This window comes from Microbacterium sp. H37-C3, assembly GCF_027157935.1.
GTDB classification, from domain to species: domain Bacteria; phylum Actinomycetota; class Actinomycetes; order Actinomycetales; family Microbacteriaceae; genus Microbacterium; species Microbacterium plantarum.
The window spans coordinates 12,541-30,869 of sequence record NZ_JAPVLR010000001.1; the positions used below are offsets into that span (position 1 = coordinate 12,541).

12 protein-coding genes are annotated in these 18,329 nt (G+C 70.8%); 3 read left to right on the forward strand and 9 right to left on the reverse strand.

The window, feature by feature from the left end:
* The first annotated feature begins 2 nt into the window (after nucleotides 1-2).
* From chvE to mmsB, 3 genes are all read left to right on the forward strand, one after another.
* The gene (gene chvE / locus O1W71_RS00070) at nucleotides 3-1,130 is read left to right on the forward strand and encodes a multiple monosaccharide ABC transporter substrate-binding protein (protein WP_181574275.1); all 1,128 of its coding nucleotides are present in this window, start codon (nucleotides 3-5) and stop codon (nucleotides 1,128-1,130) included.
* Between the two features lie 97 nt (nucleotides 1,131-1,227).
* Nucleotides 1,228-2,757, forward strand: a complete 1,530-nt coding sequence (gene mmsA / locus O1W71_RS00075; protein WP_112617952.1) for a multiple monosaccharide ABC transporter ATP-binding protein — start codon at nucleotides 1,228-1,230, stop codon at nucleotides 2,755-2,757.
* 23 nt (nucleotides 2,758-2,780) lie between these two features.
* On the forward strand, nucleotides 2,781-4,010 hold the full coding sequence (gene mmsB, locus O1W71_RS00080; protein ID WP_269266039.1) for a multiple monosaccharide ABC transporter permease: 1,230 nt from the start codon (nucleotides 2,781-2,783) through the stop codon (nucleotides 4,008-4,010).
* Between the two features lie 94 nt (nucleotides 4,011-4,104).
* Here mmsB and O1W71_RS00085 read toward each other — a convergent pair whose 3' ends face one another.
* Genes O1W71_RS00085 through O1W71_RS00125 form a run of 9 tightly spaced genes read right to left on the reverse strand, consistent with a single transcriptional unit; the run spans nucleotide 4,105 to nucleotide 18,312 of the window.
* Entirely contained in the window at nucleotides 4,105-5,046 is a 942-nt protein-coding gene (locus tag O1W71_RS00085; RefSeq protein WP_269266040.1) for a quinone oxidoreductase family protein, read from the reverse strand.
* 20 nt (nucleotides 5,047-5,066) lie between these two features.
* Nucleotides 5,067-9,020: an ATP-dependent RNA helicase HrpA gene (gene hrpA / locus O1W71_RS00090; RefSeq protein WP_269266041.1), complete on the reverse strand. Its 3,954-nt coding sequence runs from the start codon at nucleotides 9,018-9,020 to the stop codon at nucleotides 5,067-5,069.
* Nucleotides 9,021-9,051: 31 nt separating this feature from the next.
* A complete protein-coding gene (locus O1W71_RS00095) occupies nucleotides 9,052-9,834 on the reverse strand; it encodes a hypothetical protein (protein ID WP_269266042.1) in 783 nt (260 codons plus the stop codon).
* Nucleotides 9,831-11,297 carry a serine/threonine protein kinase gene (locus O1W71_RS00100; protein WP_269266043.1) on the reverse strand — a complete coding sequence of 489 codons (1,467 nt, stop codon included), beginning with the start codon at nucleotides 11,295-11,297 and terminating at the stop codon, nucleotides 9,831-9,833. Before O1W71_RS00100 ends, O1W71_RS00095 begins: the two co-directional genes overlap by 4 nt.
* Nucleotides 11,290-12,144 carry a PP2C family protein-serine/threonine phosphatase gene (locus O1W71_RS00105; RefSeq protein WP_269266044.1) on the reverse strand — a complete coding sequence of 285 codons (855 nt, stop codon included), beginning with the start codon at nucleotides 12,142-12,144 and terminating at the stop codon, nucleotides 11,290-11,292. The genes O1W71_RS00100 and O1W71_RS00105 overlap by 8 nt, the downstream gene beginning before the upstream one ends.
* Nucleotides 12,144-13,451 carry an FHA domain-containing protein gene (locus tag O1W71_RS00110; RefSeq protein WP_269266045.1) on the reverse strand — a complete coding sequence of 436 codons (1,308 nt, stop codon included), beginning with the start codon at nucleotides 13,449-13,451 and terminating at the stop codon, nucleotides 12,144-12,146. The genes O1W71_RS00105 and O1W71_RS00110 overlap by 1 nt, the downstream gene beginning before the upstream one ends.
* A 51-nt stretch (nucleotides 13,452-13,502) precedes the next feature.
* A complete protein-coding gene (locus tag O1W71_RS00115; RefSeq protein WP_269266046.1) occupies nucleotides 13,503-15,998 on the reverse strand; it encodes a transglutaminase domain-containing protein in 2,496 nt (831 codons plus the stop codon).
* A complete protein-coding gene (locus tag O1W71_RS00120; protein ID WP_269266047.1) occupies nucleotides 15,995-17,350 on the reverse strand; it encodes a DUF58 domain-containing protein in 1,356 nt (451 codons plus the stop codon). The genes O1W71_RS00115 and O1W71_RS00120 overlap by 4 nt, the downstream gene beginning before the upstream one ends.
* On the reverse strand, nucleotides 17,347-18,312 hold the full coding sequence (locus O1W71_RS00125) for an AAA family ATPase (RefSeq protein ID WP_269266048.1): 966 nt from the start codon (nucleotides 18,310-18,312) through the stop codon (nucleotides 17,347-17,349). Before O1W71_RS00125 ends, O1W71_RS00120 begins: the two co-directional genes overlap by 4 nt.
* Between the last annotated feature and the right edge of the window lie 17 nt (nucleotides 18,313-18,329).

Here is an 18,329-nt window from a genome sequence, read left to right on the forward strand (position 1 = left end):
CAGTGAACAAGAAGTTCCTGTACGCAGCAGCGACGCTCGCCGTCGGCGCCCTGGCGCTCTCGGCATGCTCCAGCACCGGCGGCGGCGCCGGCGGCGGTGAGGGCGGCGGAGACGGCGGCCTCATCGGCGTCGCGATGCCCACCAAGAGCTCGGAGCGCTGGATCCAGGACGGCAACGCCGTCAAGAAGGCCCTGGAGGACCAGGGATACCAGGTCGACCTCCAGTACGCCGAGGACGACATCCCGACCCAGGTCTCGCAGATCGAGAACATGATCACCAAGGGTGCCGAGGCGCTCATCGTGGCCTCGATCGACGGCACGACGCTGACCGAGGCGTTGCAGAACGCCGCCGACGCCGAGATCCCCGTCATCGCCTACGACCGACTGATCAAGGGCACCGAGAACGTCGACTACTACGCGACGTTCGACAACGCGCTCGTCGGCCGTCAGCAGGCCTGGACGGTCCTGAACGGCCTCGGGCTGACCGACCTCGAGGGCAAGCCGCTCGACGGCGCGCCGGCCGGCCCCTTCAACATCGAGCTGTTCGCCGGCTCGCTCGACGATAACAACGCGTTCTTCTTCTGGGACGGCGCAATGGAGGTCCTCGAGCCGCTGATCGACGACGGCACCCTCGTGGTCAAGTCGGGTCAGACCGACATCGAGCAGGCCGCAACGCTGCGCTGGGACGGCGAGACTGCCCAGAGCCGCATGGAGGACATCCTGACGGCCAACTACTCCGACGGCACGCAGGTCGACGCCGTCCTCTCGCCCTACGACGGCATCTCGCGAGGCATCATCTCCGCGCTCGAGGGTGCGGGATACTCCACCGGCGCCGAGTGGCCGATCATCTCGGGCCAGGACGCCGAGGTCGACTCGGTCAAGGCGATCCTCGCCGGAGAGCAGTACGCCACGATCTTCAAGGACACCCGCGAGCTCGCCAAGGTCGCGGCCGACATGGCCGCCGCCGCCCTGAAGGGCGAGGAGCCCGAGGTCAACGACACCGAGACGTACGACAACGACGTCAAGGTTGTGCCCTCCTTCCTGCTGGCGCCGGTTCCCGTCGTGAAGGACAACGTGGAGTCGTCGCTCGTCGACACCGGTTACTGGACCGCCGAAGAGCTCGGTCTCTGAGCCGCGGCATCCGCCCATCCTCGGAACGGCGGCGGGAGCGAACCGCTCCCGCCGCCGCACCCGAGAAATCATCCACCCCCACAAGGAAGTCGGAGACGTGAGCGAAACCATCCTCGAGATGCGCGGGATCACCAAGACCTTCCCCGGCGTCAAGGCCCTCTCGAATGTCAATCTCGCCGTCCAGCGCGGCGAGATCCATGCGATCTGCGGTGAGAACGGCGCGGGGAAGTCGACCCTCATGAAGGTGCTGTCCGGGGTCTACCCGCACGGCACCTACGACGGCGAGATCGTCTACGCGGGCGACACCGTCGAGTTCAAGAATCTGCGCGACAGCGAGGCGCGCGGGATCGTCATCATCCACCAGGAGCTGGCGCTCAGCCCGTACCTGTCGATCGCCGAGAACATCTTCCTGAACAACGAGCGGAAGGGCGCCGGCGGCCTCATCGACTGGAACAAGACCAACTTCGCCGCGGCCGAGCTGCTGCGTCGCGTCGGGCTCAAGGAGAACCCGACGACGAAGGTCAACCAGATCGGCGTCGGCAAGCAGCAGCTCGTCGAGATCGCCAAGGCCCTGTCGAAAGAGGTCAAGCTGCTGATCCTCGACGAGCCGACCGCCGCGCTCAACGACGAGGACTCCGACCACCTGCTCGATCTGATCCTGAGCCTGCGCGAGCAGGGCATCACGTCGATCATCATCAGCCACAAGCTGAACGAGATCAAGAAGGTCGCCGACACCGTCACGGTCATCCGCGACGGCAAGACGATCGAGACGATCTCGAAGAACGACGTCACCGAGGACCGCATCATCAAGGACATGGTGGGGCGCGACCTCGAGCACCGTTATCCCGATCACGAGCCGCAGATCGGCGACGAGCTGCTGCGGGTCGAGAACTGGACCGCGCACCACCCGCAGGACCCCACCCGCGTCGTCGTCGACGACGTTTCGGTGACGGTCCGTGCGGGCGAGATCGTCGGCATCGCCGGGCTCATGGGCGCCGGACGTACCGAGTTCGCGATGAGCCTGTTCGGCCACAGCTACGGCACCCGCATCTCGGGCAAGGTGTTCATGCGCGGCAAGGAGATCCGCACGCGCACCGTCTCGGAGGCCATCGCCAACGGGCTCGCGTACGCCACCGAGGATCGCAAGACCTACGGGCTGAACCTCATCGAGGACATCAAGCGCAACATCTCGATGGCGTCGCTGAAGAAGCTCGAGAAGGCGGGTCTGGTCGACGACAACGAGGAGTTCTCCGTCGCGAACCAGTACCGCAAGAGCATGAACATCAAGGCGCCGACCGTCCTTGCCAAGACCGGGAAGCTCTCGGGCGGCAACCAGCAGAAGGTCGTGCTGTCGAAGTGGATCTACTCCGACCCTGAGGTGCTCATCCTCGACGAGCCCACGCGCGGCATCGACGTGGGGGCGAAGTACGAGATCTACACGATCATCAACAAGCTCGCCGCAGCGGGGAAGGGGATCATCGTGATCTCGTCCGAGCTGCCCGAACTGCTCGGCATCTCCGACCGTGTGTACGCCCTCTCCGAGGGGCGCATCACCGGTGAGCTGCCCATCGCCGACGCGACTCCCGAGTCGGTCCTCAAACTCATGACCATGGAGAAGCCCCGCTGAGCGGGGCCGCAGGAGATCCTCGAATGTCTCAGAACAACGCCCCTGAAACCGCCGCCGGCGGCGGGCTCAACCCGACCGAGAACCGCTTCACACGCTGGATCGGACACATCCTCGCCGACCTCGGCAAGAACGGCATCTTCATCGCGCTGATCGCGGTGGTCGCCCTGTTCGCCATCCTCACCAACGGCATCCTGCTGCGCCCGCAGAACCTGTCGAACCTGGTGGTGCAGAACGGCTACATCCTGGTGCTGGCGATCGGCATGGTGATGATCATCATCGCCGGCCACATCGACCTCTCCGTCGGCTCGGTCGCAGCCTTCATCGGCGCCGTGTCCGGTGTGTTCGCGGTCAAGATGGGGATGCCGTGGTGGCTCGCCATCGTCCTGTCCCTCCTGATCGGCGCGCTCGTGGGAGCCTGGCAGGGCTTCTGGGTGGCCTACGTGGGCATACCCGCGTTCATCGTGACATTGGCGGGCATGCTCATCTTCCGCGGGCTCGCGCTCGTGGTGCTGGGCAACGCGAACATCGGCTCGTTCCCCACGGAGTATCGAGCGCTCGGCAACGGCTTCCTGGCGGGCATCTTCGGTGAATCCGATCCCGACCTCTTCACCCTCGTCATCGGTGCGCTCGGCATCGTCGCGCTGATCGTGCAGCAGTGGCGGACTCGCGCCGGACGCCAGAAGTACTCGCAGGACGTCGAGCCGCTCGTCTGGTTCGTCGCGAAGCTCGCGCTCATCGCGGTCGTCATCGGGTGGTTCACGTGGGCCCTCGCCTCGTACAAGGGCATCCCCGTCACCCTGATCGTGCTCGCGGTGCTGGTGCTGGTGTACGGCATCGTCATGAACCGCACCGTGTTCGGCCGTCACATCTACGCGATCGGCGGCAACCGCCACGCGGCCGAGCTCTCGGGCATCAAGACGCGCCGCGCGGACTTCTGGCTGTTCGTCAACATGGGCGTGCTCGCCGCTCTCGCTGGTCTCATCTTCACCGCCCGACTGAACCTCGCCGGGCCCAAGGCCGGTGACGGATTCGAGCTCGAGGCGATCTCCGCGGCCTTCATCGGCGGTGCGGCGGTGCAGGGTGGTGTCGGCACCATCGGCGGCGCGATCATCGGTGGTCTGATCATCGGTGTGCTGAACAACGGCATGTCGATCATGGGCATCGGCATCGAGTGGCAGCAGGCCGTGAAGGGTCTGGTGCTGCTGCTGGCCGTCGCCTTCGACGTCTACAACAAGCGGCGCTCGGGCAACTGACGACCCGCGCCTGAGCGAAGCGGCGCCCGCGCCGGCATCCTTCCGAGGATCGCCGGTGCGGGCGCCGCTTCGCTGTGGTCGGGGGAGCTGCCGGTCAGGGCAGGAGCGTGATCTTGCCCGGAGTGTGTGCGGCGACGAGACGGTGCGCCTCCGCGGCCTCGGCGAGGGGCAGTTCGGGTCCGAGCTCGACGCGGAAGGCGCCGGCGGCGAGCAGCGCCGCGGCCACCGGGATCGCCTCGGCCCGCCAGGCCACCTGCTGCTCGGTGAGCGGCTCGGGGCTTCCCCCGGAGAACGCGCGGATGCCGAGCCCCGCGGCATCCGCTCCGCGCACGATCGTCGCGATGCGGGAGCGGTCGCCGACCAGCTCGAGCGAGACGTCGAGCGCTTCGCCGGTGCCGGCGCAGTCGAGGGCCACGGTCACCCCCTGCGGGGCGGCCGCGCGGACACGGTCGGCGAGGCCGTCGCCGTACCCGACGGGTGTCGCGCCAAGATCGCGGACACGGTCCGAGCGGGCCTCGCTCGCCGTGGCGATGACAGCAGCTCCCCTCAGTCGGGCGAACTGGATCGCCGCCTGACCGACCGAGCCGCTGCCGCCGTGCAGCAGCAGGGTGTCGGCGGGTCCGACGTCGAGCGAGCGCAGCGACTGATACGCCGTCGCCACGGGGATGCCGAGAGCGGCGCCGACCGCGGGGGAGACCCCGGCGGGGAGCGGCGTCAGCTTGTCGGGCGTGACGACGATGTCGGTCGCATAGACGCCGCTCGCCCCGAAGACCACGACCTCGTCCCCGACACGGAAGCCGTCGACATCCGCGCCGACCGCCGTGACAACGCCGGCGCCGTCATTACCGACGCGCCGCGGCTTCGAGATCGTGGCCGACGGCCGCAGGCCCGCCCGCAGCTTGTGGTCGATCGGGTTCACACCGGCCGCTGTCACGCGTACACCCACCTGACCGGGGCCCGGAGCGGGCACCTCGATCTCGCTGAGGGTGAGGACCTCGGGTCCGCCGAACTCGGAATACGTCACTGCGTGAGCCATGGGGCCACGCTACCGACTGATCAGCCCGTGCCGGCCAGCGTCTTGGTGATCCGCTGGATCGACACGGGCTCGGCGGTGCCGAGACGCTGTGCGAAGAGGCTGACGCGGTACTCCTCCAGCAGCCAGCGCGCGTGTCGCAGGTTCGGCGGAGCGTCGTCCGCTGGTGGGATCGTCCCGCCTGCTTCGGTGAACAGCGTCGCGGCGCGCTCGTACTCGGTGAGGCGCTGCCGGTCGCGTCCGGGGTTGTCGCTCAAGGACGACACCCGTTCGAGAGCGCCCTGGAGGTACCGCGGCAGGTGCGCGAGCCGGGACGTGCCGGTCCGCGACAGGAAGCCGGGGAACACCAGGCCGGCCAGTTGCTGCTTCACGTCGCCGAGAGCGGCGAGCAGGACCATCGAGTTCTCCTTGCGGATCGCCCGCTCGACGTCGCGCTGAAGGGTGAGGATCCGCGCGCTCAGCGAGACGGTCTGGAACAGCTCCTCGACCACGGCCGCCGAGAACGCGGCGCGCACCGCCTGGAACTGCGCCGGCGTGCGGACGGATGCCGCGGTGCGGTCGATGACAGCATCCGCGACGGCGACACGCGCATCCTCGATGAGAGCCTTCGCCGACGCGTACGGGGATGCCGCGAGCGCGAGCTTCTCGGGCGCAGTGAGGTGGTCGAGGACGTACGTGGCCGGAGAGGGGACGGAGAGCAGGACGAGTCGCCTGACGCCCGCGCGGGTCAGGCGATGGGCCCGCTCGGGGGTCGCCTCGATGCGCAAGGCGACGGATGCTCCCTCGTCGACGAGGGCGGGATACCCCCGCACGACGCCGCCGGCGACCCTGGTGTCGACGAGCCCGGGAAGATCGCCGAAGGTCCAGTCGGTCAGGCCGGTCTGCTCGACGATCCCGGTCCGCTGGTCGCCTTCCCGTCCGGCACCCGTCGGCGCGGCCGGTGACGCCGCGGCGGGCTGGGCGCCGGGACGCGGGGCGGCCTTCGCGAGGGAGCGGGCGACGGAGGCCCGGCTGCGGTTCGCGAGTCGCTGCTGCAGCTCGGCGAGGTCGCGCGACGAGCCGAGCGGGCGCCCGCGCTCGTCGACGGCGCGGAAAGACATCGACAGGTGCGCCGGCACGCGTTCGAGGTCGAAGTCCGATGACGTGACCGGCTGATTCGCGACCCGCTGGATGCGCGCAGCGAGCGCGTCGCGCAGCGTCAGGGCGGGCAGGCCGTTCCGCGACTCGGGTCCATCGCCGGCGAGTTCCTCGGCGAACCGGGAAGCCCAGTCCGCGGCGGGCACGACGTGCCGGCGGATCGCCTTGGGGAGAGCGCGCAGGAGGCCCGCGATCACCTCGTCGCGCAGCCCCGGCACCTGCCAGTCGAACCCGTCCGGGCGGAGCGAGGCGAGCAGCGCGAGGGGGACGACCACGCTGACGCCGTCGTCGGGCGCGCCGGGTTCGAATCGGTACGCGAGCGACAGCACCTGATCGCCCTGGCGCCAGCGGGCAGGGAAGGCGCGCTCGTCGCTGCCCGCGGCGTCCCCGGCGAGGTCGCTCTCGGTCATGTCGAGCAGACGCGGCGTGCGGGCGGCGGCGTCGCGCCACCACGCTTCGAAGGATCGGACATCGAACACGTCGCGCGGGATGCGGGCGTCGTAGAACGCGAACACCGCTTCGTCGCCCACGAGGATATCGCGACGCCGTTCGCGTTCCTCGATCTTCTCCAGGCGTCGCCGCAGCTCGAGGTTGCGGCGCTCGAACGCCGTCAGGCGCTTGTCGAGGTGCGCGGAGTTCCAGTCGCCCTCGACGAGCGCGTGCCGGAGGAACAGCTCGCGGGCGAGCTCACGGTCGCGCCCGGCCAGCTGCACTCGCCGGCGCGGCACGATCTCGACCCCGAAGAGGGTGACCTTCTCGGCGGCGACGGCGGCTCCGGCATCCTTCGACCAATGCGGATCGCTCATCGAGCGGTGCGCCAGATCTCCGGCGAGTTCTTCGGCCCAGGCGGGGTCGATCGCCGCCACCGTACGGGCGTACAGGCGCGAGGTCTCGACGAGCTCAGCGGCCATCACGGCGTCCGGTGACGCCTTGCGCAGACCCGAGCCGGGGAAGATCGCGAACTTCGCGCCGCGGGCGCCGCGGTACTCGGCACGGGAGCGCTGGGGCTTGCCGCCGCCGCTTCGACCGGCCGCGGTCCGCGTGGCCGAGGTGCTCCGGGTGTCGAGGATGCCGATCTGCGAGAGGAGACCGGCCAGGATCGCACGGTGCACATGGTCGGGCTGCGCGGCGCCCGTCGTCGCGATGGGCTCGTCGCGTCCGCGCTTCCCGCGGTCGCGGTCTCCGCGGGCGAGCGCGCTCAGCTGGCGGTGGACATCGAACCATTCCCGCACGCGGACGTAGTTCAGGTGTTCGGCGCGGCAGGTGCGGCGGAACGCGCTGGAACCGAGCTCGCGCTGCTGGTCCTGCAGGTGGTTCCACAGATTGAGCAGCGTCAGGAAGTCGCTCGTCGGATCGGTGAACCGGGCATGCAGCCGGTCGGCTTCCTCGCGCCGCTCTTCGGGGCGCTCCCGCACGTCCTGGATCGACATGCCCGCCACGATCGCGAGGACGTCGCGCGTCACGCCGAGGGTGCGTGCCTCGACGAGCATGCGCGCGAAACGCGGATCGATCGGAAGACGCGAGATCTCGCGGCCGGTGTCCGTCAGGCGCCAGGCGCCCTTCTCGTCGCGGCGCACCGCCCGCAGCTCCACGAGCAGATCGAAGGCCGCCTTCACACCGCGGGAGTCCGGCGGCGTCAGGAACGGGAAGTCGGCGATGTCGCCGAACCCGAGCGCGAGCATCTGCAGCACCACCGACGCGAGCGATGTCCGCAGGATCTCCGGCTCGGTGAACTCGGGTCGCGAGATGAAATCGTCCTCGGCATAGAGGCGGATCGCGATACCCGCCGAGGTTCGGCCGGCACGCCCGGCGCGCTGCTGCGCGGAGGCCTGCGACACGGCCTCGATCGGCAGCCGCTGGATCTTCGACCGGTTGCTGTAGCGCGAGATGCGCGCCGTTCCGGCGTCCACGACGTAGCGGATGCCGGGGACGGTGAGGCTCGTCTCGGCGACGTTGGTCGCGAGGATGACCCGGCGCCGGACTCCGGCGACCCGCGAGGGCTCGAAGACGCGGTGCTGTTCCGCGGCGGAGAGTCGCCCGTACAGGGGGAGCACCTCGGTGGGGCGTGCGTCTTTCGCGTATGCGGAGCGCACGGCGTCCATCGCGTCGCGGATCTCCGCCTCGCCGGGGAGGAAGACCAGCACATCGCCGTCGGCCTCGCGGTCGAGTTCCCGCAGGGCCGCGATGAGCCCGTCGACATCGTCTGCGGTCCTCTCGTCCTCGCCGTTGTCGTCGTGCGGCCGGTACCGCACCTCGACGGGGTAGGTGCGACCCGAGACCTCGATGATCGGCGCGGGGGCGCCTTGGGCGTCGGCGAAATGCGCGGCGAAGCTCTCCGGATCGATCGTCGCAGAGGTGACGATGACCTTCAGGTCGGGGCGGCGGGGGAGGATGCGGCGCAGGTAGCCGAGGAGGAAGTCGATGTTGAGCGAACGCTCGTGCGCTTCGTCGATGATGATCGTGTCGTAGCGGCGCAGCATTCGGTCGCGGTGGATCTCGTTGAGCAGGATGCCGTCGGTGACCAGCGCCACCTGCGTGTCGGCGGAGACCTGGTCGGTGAACCGCACCTTGTAGCCGACGGCGCCGCCGAGGGGCACCTCCATCTCGGCGGCGATGCGCTCGGCCACCGTCCGCGCGGCGATCCGACGCGGCTGAGTGTGGGCGATGCTCGTGCGTCCGAGCTCGAGACAGATCTTCGGCAGCTGAGTGGTCTTGCCCGACCCGGTGGCACCCGCGACGATCACGACCTGGTGGTCTCGGATGGCGCGCGCGATCTCTTCCCGTGCCCCGCTGACGGGCAGCTCAGGCGGGAAGGAGATCACAGGGGCGGGCGAGGACACAGCCCTCCATCGTACGGCGCTCCGGCGCGGTTCAGGCCTGTTCGCTGCGGATCTCGTCGAGCAGTGGCAGATCTGCGGCGGTCACGAGGCGTGAGAGCACCGCGTGCTCGACGAGTCGCGCCCGCCGATTGGTGGCCAGCTTGCCCACGCCGCCGCGGAGGCCGCGCACGCCCTCACGGTCGAGCTTGTCGCAGACGTTGTCGAGCTTGCGGTTGAACGTCGTCAGCGGCCAGCCGAGACGCTCCGCCGCCGCAGCCGACGTCGGCACCTGGCTCGAGCCGACCATGCCTCCCCGGAGGATCGGCTCGCACAATGCCAGCAGCAGCAGACGCTGGCTGGAGGTCAGCGCGACGGCGCCCACGGTCGTCGTGCCGACGTGGTCGTCCGTCGTGCGGGGGAAGCTGTCACGGACGGTGAATCGAGACCCGTCGGTGTGGACCGTCAGCTCGTAGGTGTACGCGCCGGCCGTGAACATGACCACGAGAGCGGGGAACACGAGGGGAACCCGCGCTCCCGGGCCGAGTACGGCCTGATAGGCGCCGTCGGGAGTGGCGAGACTGACGGAGATCGACTGTCCGATGTTCGACAGCCACCACAGGCCGTGCTCGGCATCGATGGCGAGCAGCCGACGGTGCAGGTACGGGTTCGTGTCGATGACGAGGTCGGCGTCGCGGCCGATCGCGTAGGTGGTCCCCGCGACCGGACGGAACCACTCGCCGCAGAACTCGATCGCGACGCTCTCGGCGTTCTCGCCGGCGGCGGCGCCCACCTCCTCGCGGTCGTGCTCGTCGGTGTCGTGCTCGATGGCTGTCATGCTCCTCCTCCGATGATCATCACGATGGCCGTCGCGGCGGCGCCGAGGAGGATGACCCCGGCCCCGACGACCGCGATGACCGTGCCGTTCCCGCGGCGCTTCGCGGCGGTCGCCGCGGGCTGGCGGACGGGCGCCTCCACGCGGACGCGCGCGACCTCGGGGACCTCGCGCGGCGCGCGGGCCCGGTAGCGCTCGCCGTCGGCATCCGGCCCGACCGCGAGACGCTCGGTGTCGACTCGGCCGCGCACCACCTCATCCCGCAGCGCTCGCCGCACGAGGGCCGTCGGCTCGCTGTCGGGACCAGCCAGGGGGAGGTCCTGCGGCGGCCGGGATCCCTGCACGCCGGGGAGGGACCGCGACACCAGACGCGTGTGATCGTCGTCGGGGTCGCTGCTCCGGGCCGACAGGACGGTGCGGTCGTCAGCCTCGGCGGCGTGACGGACGGCCAGAGCGGTGCGGTCGTCGTCGGGGCCGGTGCGCCGCGCGGCCAGCACGGTGCGCTCGTCGGAATAGTCGTCGACCGGGCCGCGGCGGCGTTCGGCGAGCACGGTGCGGTCGGCGAGCACGGTGTGGTCGTCGTCGTCGTCGTCGCCTTCGGGTCGGCGCCGACTCGCCAGCACGGTCCGCTCGTCCTCGTCGGGCGGAGCGTCCGCCGTAGCCGCAGCATCCTCTTCGACCGGCTCACGGACGTCGAGGTGCGTGACCGGGAGGTGACAGTCCGACTCGATGCGCTGCAGCTCGAGACCGAACTCGGCGGCAGACGGACCTCGCCCCGCCTCCGTCGACTCGAGGGTCGCGAGGACGAGCGTCTCCAGTTCAGCAGGAACCGAGTCGATTCCCTCGAGCGGCGATGCCGTGTCGGCGACGGGGCGCCCCGTCAAGAGCTCGGTGGCCGCCACGGCGAGGCCGTGCACATCGGTGGCTCGGGCACGAGGTGACACGTCATGCCCGTCGCGAAGAAGCAGATCGTCACTGTCGAAGCCGACGATGGCGGGCCAGCCGTAATCGGTCGTCAGAACGTTCTCGATACGGATGCGGCCGTGGGCGATTCCGCTCCTGTGGGCGGTCTCGACAGCGCCGCAGAGGCGGACGAGCAGCCGAAGGGTCTCGGGCACGCTCATCGGACGCCGCGAGGTGGTCTCGGCGAGGGCGGCGCGCGAGCAGTACTCCATCACGAGGTACGGTCTGCCGTCGTCGGTCGTGTCAGCGGAGTGCACCGTCGCCGCGCTCGGATGCGTCGTCAGGGCGATCAAGCGCGCTGCGGCTGCGGCGAACGCCGTGCGCTCGCGCTCCCCGAGCGGATCGCGGAAGACCTTGACCGCTACCGGCTTCCTGCCGGCGGCATCCCGATACAGGTGAACGTCCGCGCGGTCGCTCGACGACAGCACCCGGTCGGGGTTCCGGCCGTCGATCGCCGCAGGGACCGGGACCGGCGGGCGGGACCGACGACGCAACTCAGCCATGGTCCGCTCGGCGACGTCGAGAGCGCGCCGTGGCGACCTCGACCGTCGCGGTGACGGACTCGCTGTTCATGAAGCCGCCGGTCGTGTCCTCGAGCCGAGGACTGATGCCGCCGGCGACGACGTCCAGGACGATCGTGCTGATGTTGTCGCGGCCGCCGTGAGCCAAGGCCTGCGTGACGAGGGACTCCGCGGTCTGCGCGGGGGAGCCGCCCATCATGAGCCCCGCGCGAAGAGCCTCGTCGGAGAGCTCTCCGGTGAGCCCGTCGGAGCAGACGACGATGCGCTCACCGGTGACGATCGGGATGAGCCAGAAATCGGCGCGGCTGCGCTCGCCGCCGATCGCTCGGGTGATGACGTTGCGGCCCTCGTACGTCGACATCTGATCACGGGTCAGCTGCCCGGCATCCACGAGCTCCTGCGCGACCGAATGGTCGATCGTCAACTGCTCGAGGCGCTCGGCGAGCAGACGGTAGACGCGCGAGTCGCCGACGTTGACGATGAGCCAGCGCCGTACCCCGCCCTGCTGCACGGCGACGACGCCGGACAGGGTCGAGCCCGCACCGCGGGAGGTTCCGGCGGCGACGACGGACACCGCGGAATGGGCTCGTTCGACAGCGTCGGCGACCTCCTCGGGGCGCAGGTCGTCGCGGCCCACGAGCGGCCGGAACACCTCGATGACCGCGGCAGATGCGCGATCGCCGGCATCATGTCCGCCCATGCCGTCGGCCACGACGAACACGGGGTACTCGGCCAGCAGAGCGTCCTCGTTCACCGACCGGCGGCGCCCCGTGTCGGTGCGGCTGCCGCTGGTCACATGGACGTCGATCGGAGGAGTGGCGGTGGTCATCAGGCCTCGGTGAGCTGGAGCTCGGCGTCGCCCAAGTGGAAGATGCCCGATACCGGCGTAGGCCCGGAAGCCTCGACGTCGTCGGGACCGACGAAGACGCCGTTGGTGGACGCCAGGTCGGTGATCGTCCAGACCGTACCGGTGTGCTGCAACAGCGCGTGCGTCTTCGACACCGTGCGGGTGACATCGTCGATCGCGATGATCTGCGCGTCGGGCGCTGCGTCGGGGGCGACGGGGTTCCGGCCGAGGACGACGGCCGCAGCGGAGAGCGCGACGGACGACCCGTTCGGCAGACGAAGCGTGGCCTGCGGTCCGCGGCGGGCCGCGAGCACGGTGCGCTCATCGACATCCGCCTCATCGTCGACGGGCGCGGCCACCGGCGCGGCCACCGGCGCGGCCAACGGCGCGGCCTGCACGACCGGTGGCGCAACCGGCTGCGGTGCCGGCGAAGGCGAAGCCGTCGGAGCGGACCACGACTGGGGGGCCGGATCCGCAACGCCGGGTCCGGCGGGCGGAGGCGGCGGAGCCCAGGGGCTCGCGCTGATCGGCTCGGCTGCGGGGGCGGGCGTCGGTGCGCCGGGCGCGGCGTTCGACGGCGCGGCGCTCGCGGGAGCGAAGAGCGGCGGTGCCGGTGGCGCGGCCGGTGCGGGCGACGCGAGAGCGGCCGTGACCGGGGCGGAGGGGACACCGGCATCCGTCGGGGGACTGCGGAAGGGCGCCGGCTCAGCGGGCGCCTCGCGGCCGAGCCACCGGGCGGATCCCCAGCCGACGACGCTCGCCCATACCGGGAAGAGCAGGGCGCCCAGCACGACGAACCCCGTGCCCAGGCCGAACCCGCGGCACAGGGAGCGCAGCATCCGGATCTGGATCACGAGCGCGAAGGCGAGGAAGCCCAGCCAGATGAGAGCAGGCACGACCGCCGCGGCAGCGAGTGCGCCGGCGGCGCTTCCGGCGTCGCCGCCGAAGCCGGCGTTCAGGGCGATCCCAGCGAAAAGCCCGGCGACGACCCCCGAGATGATCGTGACCAGCACGGCACCGCCTGCCAGCACCGCCGCCCACCAGCCGCGCATGCCGGCGAGGACGTAGAGCTCCCAGAAGTTGAGCACCGGGACCCACGCCCGCCAGGGATCGACACCGGTCTTGCGGAACACCGCCGTCAGCGCGAGCGCGGTCCACACATAGATGCCGATGCCGAGCACCACCTGGACGATTCCGAGCGCCGCGAACGCGCCCGAGGGCCCGCCGTTCCCACCGCCGAGCGCCATGACCGTCGTCGCAGCGTCGATCGTGAAGCCGTGTGCCTTCACCTGTTCTCCTGCCCTCGAGCGCGGTGCATCCCGCGCGTGCCGCGTGCCACCTTATCGATCCCGTCGGCTGCGCGGCAGTCGTTGCGTACGGCCGATGCGACGTTCCCGTCGCATCAGCGAACGCAGCGACACCCGCGCGCGGAGCCGAGCCCAGAAGCTCAGCCCCTCGTCGAGCCGCGAGCGCTCCGACTCGACGATCCGCCAGAAGCGTTCGGCGTCGTCCTCATCGGGCGGCGCGACATCGAACACCGAACGGTCCGCGAGCGTCGCCAGCTCGGCTGCTCCGCCGTACGCCGTGACGAGCTCGTGCCGCGTCCGTGAGCCGGGGCCGGGGAGGCCGTGGTCGACCGCGGAATCGACGAACTCCTGCCAGCCGCCGGTGAACCGCGCGACGGGGTCGGTGCTCGCGCGGCGTCCCCTGCGCCGCGCGAGCTTGACCAGCACGATGAGCACGAACGGTCCGAAGAGCAGCAGCAGGACGAGCAGCGAGACCCCGCCGATGCGAAGCGCCGTCCACAGGGCGGTGAGGTCCTGCGAGGTCGCGGAATCGTCGTTCGGACTCCGCCCGCCGTCGCTCGGATTCGCGTCGGCGGGCTGCACCGTCTCGGCCTGCTCCTGCCGCACGTCGGTCGGGATCTTCGGGTCCTGCCGCTGCTGCGTATCGGGAGAGGGGAACACCGCGTGCTGGGGAGTGACGTCGACGGCAACCCACTCGGGGCCGACGCCGCGCACCTCCAGCCAGGCTGAGATGTCGCCCGCCGCACAGACCCCCTCGTCACAGGTCGCGAGCGTGTCGTCGGTCGAATCCAGCCGCGCGCCCATGACGATCCGGGCGTCGAAGCCGAGCCGATCGGCGATCATCATCGCCGCCACGGCGAACTGCTCGTCGTCGCCGACCGCGGCGACCAGCGCCGCGTCGTCGTCACCGCCCACCTCGTCCTCGCGCGCGAGGAGATCCGCGAAGAGCTGGTCGATGCGATCGGTGGAGTGCCCGGCCCGGCTCGGCTGGAACGCGTAGTCGCCCAGCTCGGCAGTCCACGCCGGCGGTGCCGCCGGATCGATCGTGAGCGCATGGCTGAGGAAGCCCCGCGCGCGCAGCAGCTCCACGAGCTGTTCGAGGCCGGCGCCTCCGGACCCGCTCGCGTGCTCGTCCACCCACCGCACGAGAGTCTCGGGCACGACATCCTCGCCGAGGGTGGGGCCCGACCGTGCCGGCTCGAGCGAGCCGAGAGTCGGCGGATCCTCGCGATACGCGGTGCCCAGTCGGTACTCCGCCCCGGGCGCGAGCCCCGGCGCGGCCAGCTGGACGCCCGCGGCCGTCTCGGCGTTGTAGTAGAAGCCGTCGCCGAGGGTTGCGGCATCCGTGCCGTCGAAGTCGACCGAGGCGACGGCGCCGAGCGTCGGCATCCAGACCTCGTCCCACCCCTCGATGACGATGCGTCCCGCACCGGCCGCGGAGCCGGGATCGGCAGGCAGCGCCGACGGGACCCGGGTGAAGGAGGAGCGCGTGTCGCCCGGCGCTGCGGCGGGGTCGACGACCCGCGCCGAGCGGCCGTCGTAGTACGGCAGCGTGGCCAGGCGCACGCGATCGACACCCGCCGGCGCGGCCACGCGGAACATCGTCTGGTCGAACCGGTCGTCGCCAAACCAGGTGCGGTACTGCCCGAGGGGGCTCAGCTCGGCGGCGATCTCGAGTCGCGGGTCGACCTCGGCTCGCAGAACGTCGCGCGAGGTGCCGGCGAGCGCCCACGGCGCGACGACGGTCGCCGCGACCAGCCCGACGGCGACCATTCCCGCCGCGGTCGCGGCGCGGCCGGCGAGCCCTCGGAAGGGGCGGTTTCCGCTCCGCACCCCCGTCGCGGCCGTCGCGGCCGCTATCGCGCGTCGGCGATCCGCCGTGGTGCGCCACACGATCGCGACGAGAGCCATCACGAGCGCAGCCATTCCGACCAGCGCCTCCCGGCTCAGCGACACCGGCCCGACACTCAGGCCCGGCATCGGTGCGGTGGCGCCGAAGGCGATTCCGAAGACGGTCGGGAGGAGTGTCGTGACGACGGCCAGCGGCCACCATCGTCCGCCCCGCCATGCGATCGAGAGGGCGAGCACCGTCACAGCGAGGAAGACCAGAAAGGCCGGTGCGAGTGTCGCCTGGTAGCTGCCGAGCGGCAGCTCGAGCGTCAGCAGGTCCTTCCATCCGGTGACCGGGGCCGTCACGACTCCCCGCAGTCCCTGAAGGGCCTGAGACACCGAGCCGAGCGAGCCGGGGGCCGCGAGCGGGAGGCCGAGGACGACGTACGTCGCGATCGTCGCGAGCGCGAGCCACCAGCCGTTCAGGCGCCAGCGCAGGCCGGCTGCTGCGAGGGCCGTCCCCGCGAGCATCGCGGCGACGACGACGATGACGAACGCGGCGCTGCGATAGATCGGCCAGGCCGCGAGAGCGCCCACGGAGATCACGAGCAGGAGGACCGCGGCTTGCGCGATGAGGAATCGCCACGCGGTTCGGGGGGTGCGTCGAGCCCTCAGGTCGCGCCGTGCCGGGGCGCTCACGACTGCGCCGCCCGCGACAGCAGCTGACGGAGGTCGTCGAGAAGCCCGATGGAGAGCACCGACATCGCTCCGAGGGTTCGGAAGCCGGGTTCGGCCTCGAGCGCGCAGGTCACCGCGATGACGCCCACGTCGGCGGGAAACGCCAGCGCGGCGGACTGCAGCTGCGCGGCGGTCAGGGTCGAGCCGCAGACGAGGAACGCGATCGACACGTCGGGGTGACTCTCCGCAGCGAGCGACGCGGCATCGCGCAGGGGGCTGACATGCTCGATGCGGTCGAGCCCGGCGAGGTCGTCGAGCAGCGTGCGGGTCGTGATGGTGGTGAGCTCGCGGATGGTGCGGATGCGCCGACGTGCGAACTCGGGCACCTCGCCGCCGACGACGACGTCGACGTCGCGGCCGTCGCGGATGCCGCGGATGCCGAGTGAGGCGGCGGCGCTGACGGCGAGCTCGAACTCGTCGTCGGAGGCGTACTCGTCGTCACCGACCGCGAGGGCGATGACCATACGACTGCGCCGGGTCTCCTCGTACTGGCGCACCATGAGGGTGCCGGTCTTCGCCGTCGACTTCCAGTGGATCTGGCGCTGCGAGTCACCGGCGACATACGGCCGGATGGCATGGAAGGAGAAGTCCGCGTCGACGACGGTGCGCGACGCGCTGCCCTCGAGATCGCGGATGTAACCGGTCGTGGTGCTGCGCAGCGTGGTGGTGACGGGGTGGATGTAGAGCGTGTGCACGTCGTCCCACGTCCCCTCCCGCTTGAGGATGCCGAGGGGGTCGCCCCGCACGGTGCGAGCGGGGCCGACCGTGATGATGCCGCGCCGGTGCGTCGGCACCACGACCTGTTCGGTGTGGGTGTGTCCGTGGCGCAGCAGGGGAACGTGCACATCGACGATGCCGTCGCCCACCGGGACGTCGATGCGACCGGGCAGGGCGGGCGCTGTGCCGACGTTGGTCACGACGAGCGTCCCCTCGACCTGCGTTCCGGCGACGACCCGGTCGTGCTCGAGCTGCAGGTCGACCTGGTAGGCGCGTGCGCTGAAGAGGAAGGGCACCGACAGTGCGAGGAGCACGAGGGCGGCCACACCGGCGGCGGCGAGCTCCATGAGACCGAGCGGCAGTCCGACACCGAGCCCGACGACAGCGGTGATGACCATGAGCCACCCGGCCACCGTGACCGTCTCGGAGATCCATCGCGCCGTGGCCGTCGCTGCGCGTCGCAGACGCCGCCACGATTGCACGCCGCGCACCGCGAGCACGGTGGTGCGGCCGGTCGTGCCGAACCGCGTGCGCGCGAAACCCGTGCCCTCCGAGAAGGAGGTGCGGGTGAGGCGGGACTCGGTGTCGAAGCTCACACGGTCTCTCTCTGGCTGGGCGGCACCGTGTCGAGGAGCACCTGCCCGATGACGGCGCCGGCCGTCACGCCGTCGAACTCGGCCTCGGGGTCGAGGATCAGCCGGTGCGCGAGCACCGGCTCGGCGAGGGCCTTCACGTCGTCGGGCGTGACGTAGCTGCGACCGTGGGCGATCGCCCAGGTCTTCGCCGCCTTCGTCAGCGCGATCGCGCCGCGGACGCTCACCCCGAGGCGCACTTCGGTGGCGAGGCGGGTGGCCTCGATCAGACGGGCGATGTAGTCGAGCACGAGCGCGTCGAGGTAGACCCCGCGCGCGATGTCGGCCATGCTCACGACGCCCTGGGGGGTGATGACGGGGGAGACCTCGCGGCGGGTCTCGGCAGCACCCTCGAGGATGCGCACCGTTGCCGCGTGGTCGGGATATCCGAGCGTCGTCTTCATCAGGAAGCGGTCGAGCTGTGCCTCCGGCAGCCGGTAGGTGCCCGCCTGCTCGACGGGGTTCTGCGTCGCGACGACGAGGAAGGGCACACCCACCCGGCGGCTGACGCCGTCGACGGTGACCTGGCCCTCTTCCATGACCTCCAGCAGTGCGGACTGCGTCTTGGGCGAGGCGCGGTTGATCTCGTCGGCGAGCACGACGTTGGCGAAGATCGGGCCCTGGTGGAACTCGAACTCGCCGCGGCTCTGGTCGTAGACCGTGATGCCGGTGACATCGCCGGGCAGCAGGTCGGGGGTGAACTGGATGCGGCTGCTCGTGCCCTGCACGGTCTGCCCCATGGCCCGGGCGAGCGAGGTCTTGCCGGTGCCGGGGTAGTCCTCCAGCAGCAGGTGCCCCTCGGAGACCATCGCGGTGAACGCGAGCTCGATGACATGCCGCTTGCCGAGGACGACCTTCTCGACGTTGTCGACGAGCGTCGCGAACGTCTCCTGGAACCAGGCGGTCTGCTCCGGTGTGATGCTCATGGGGTCCTCTCGCTTCG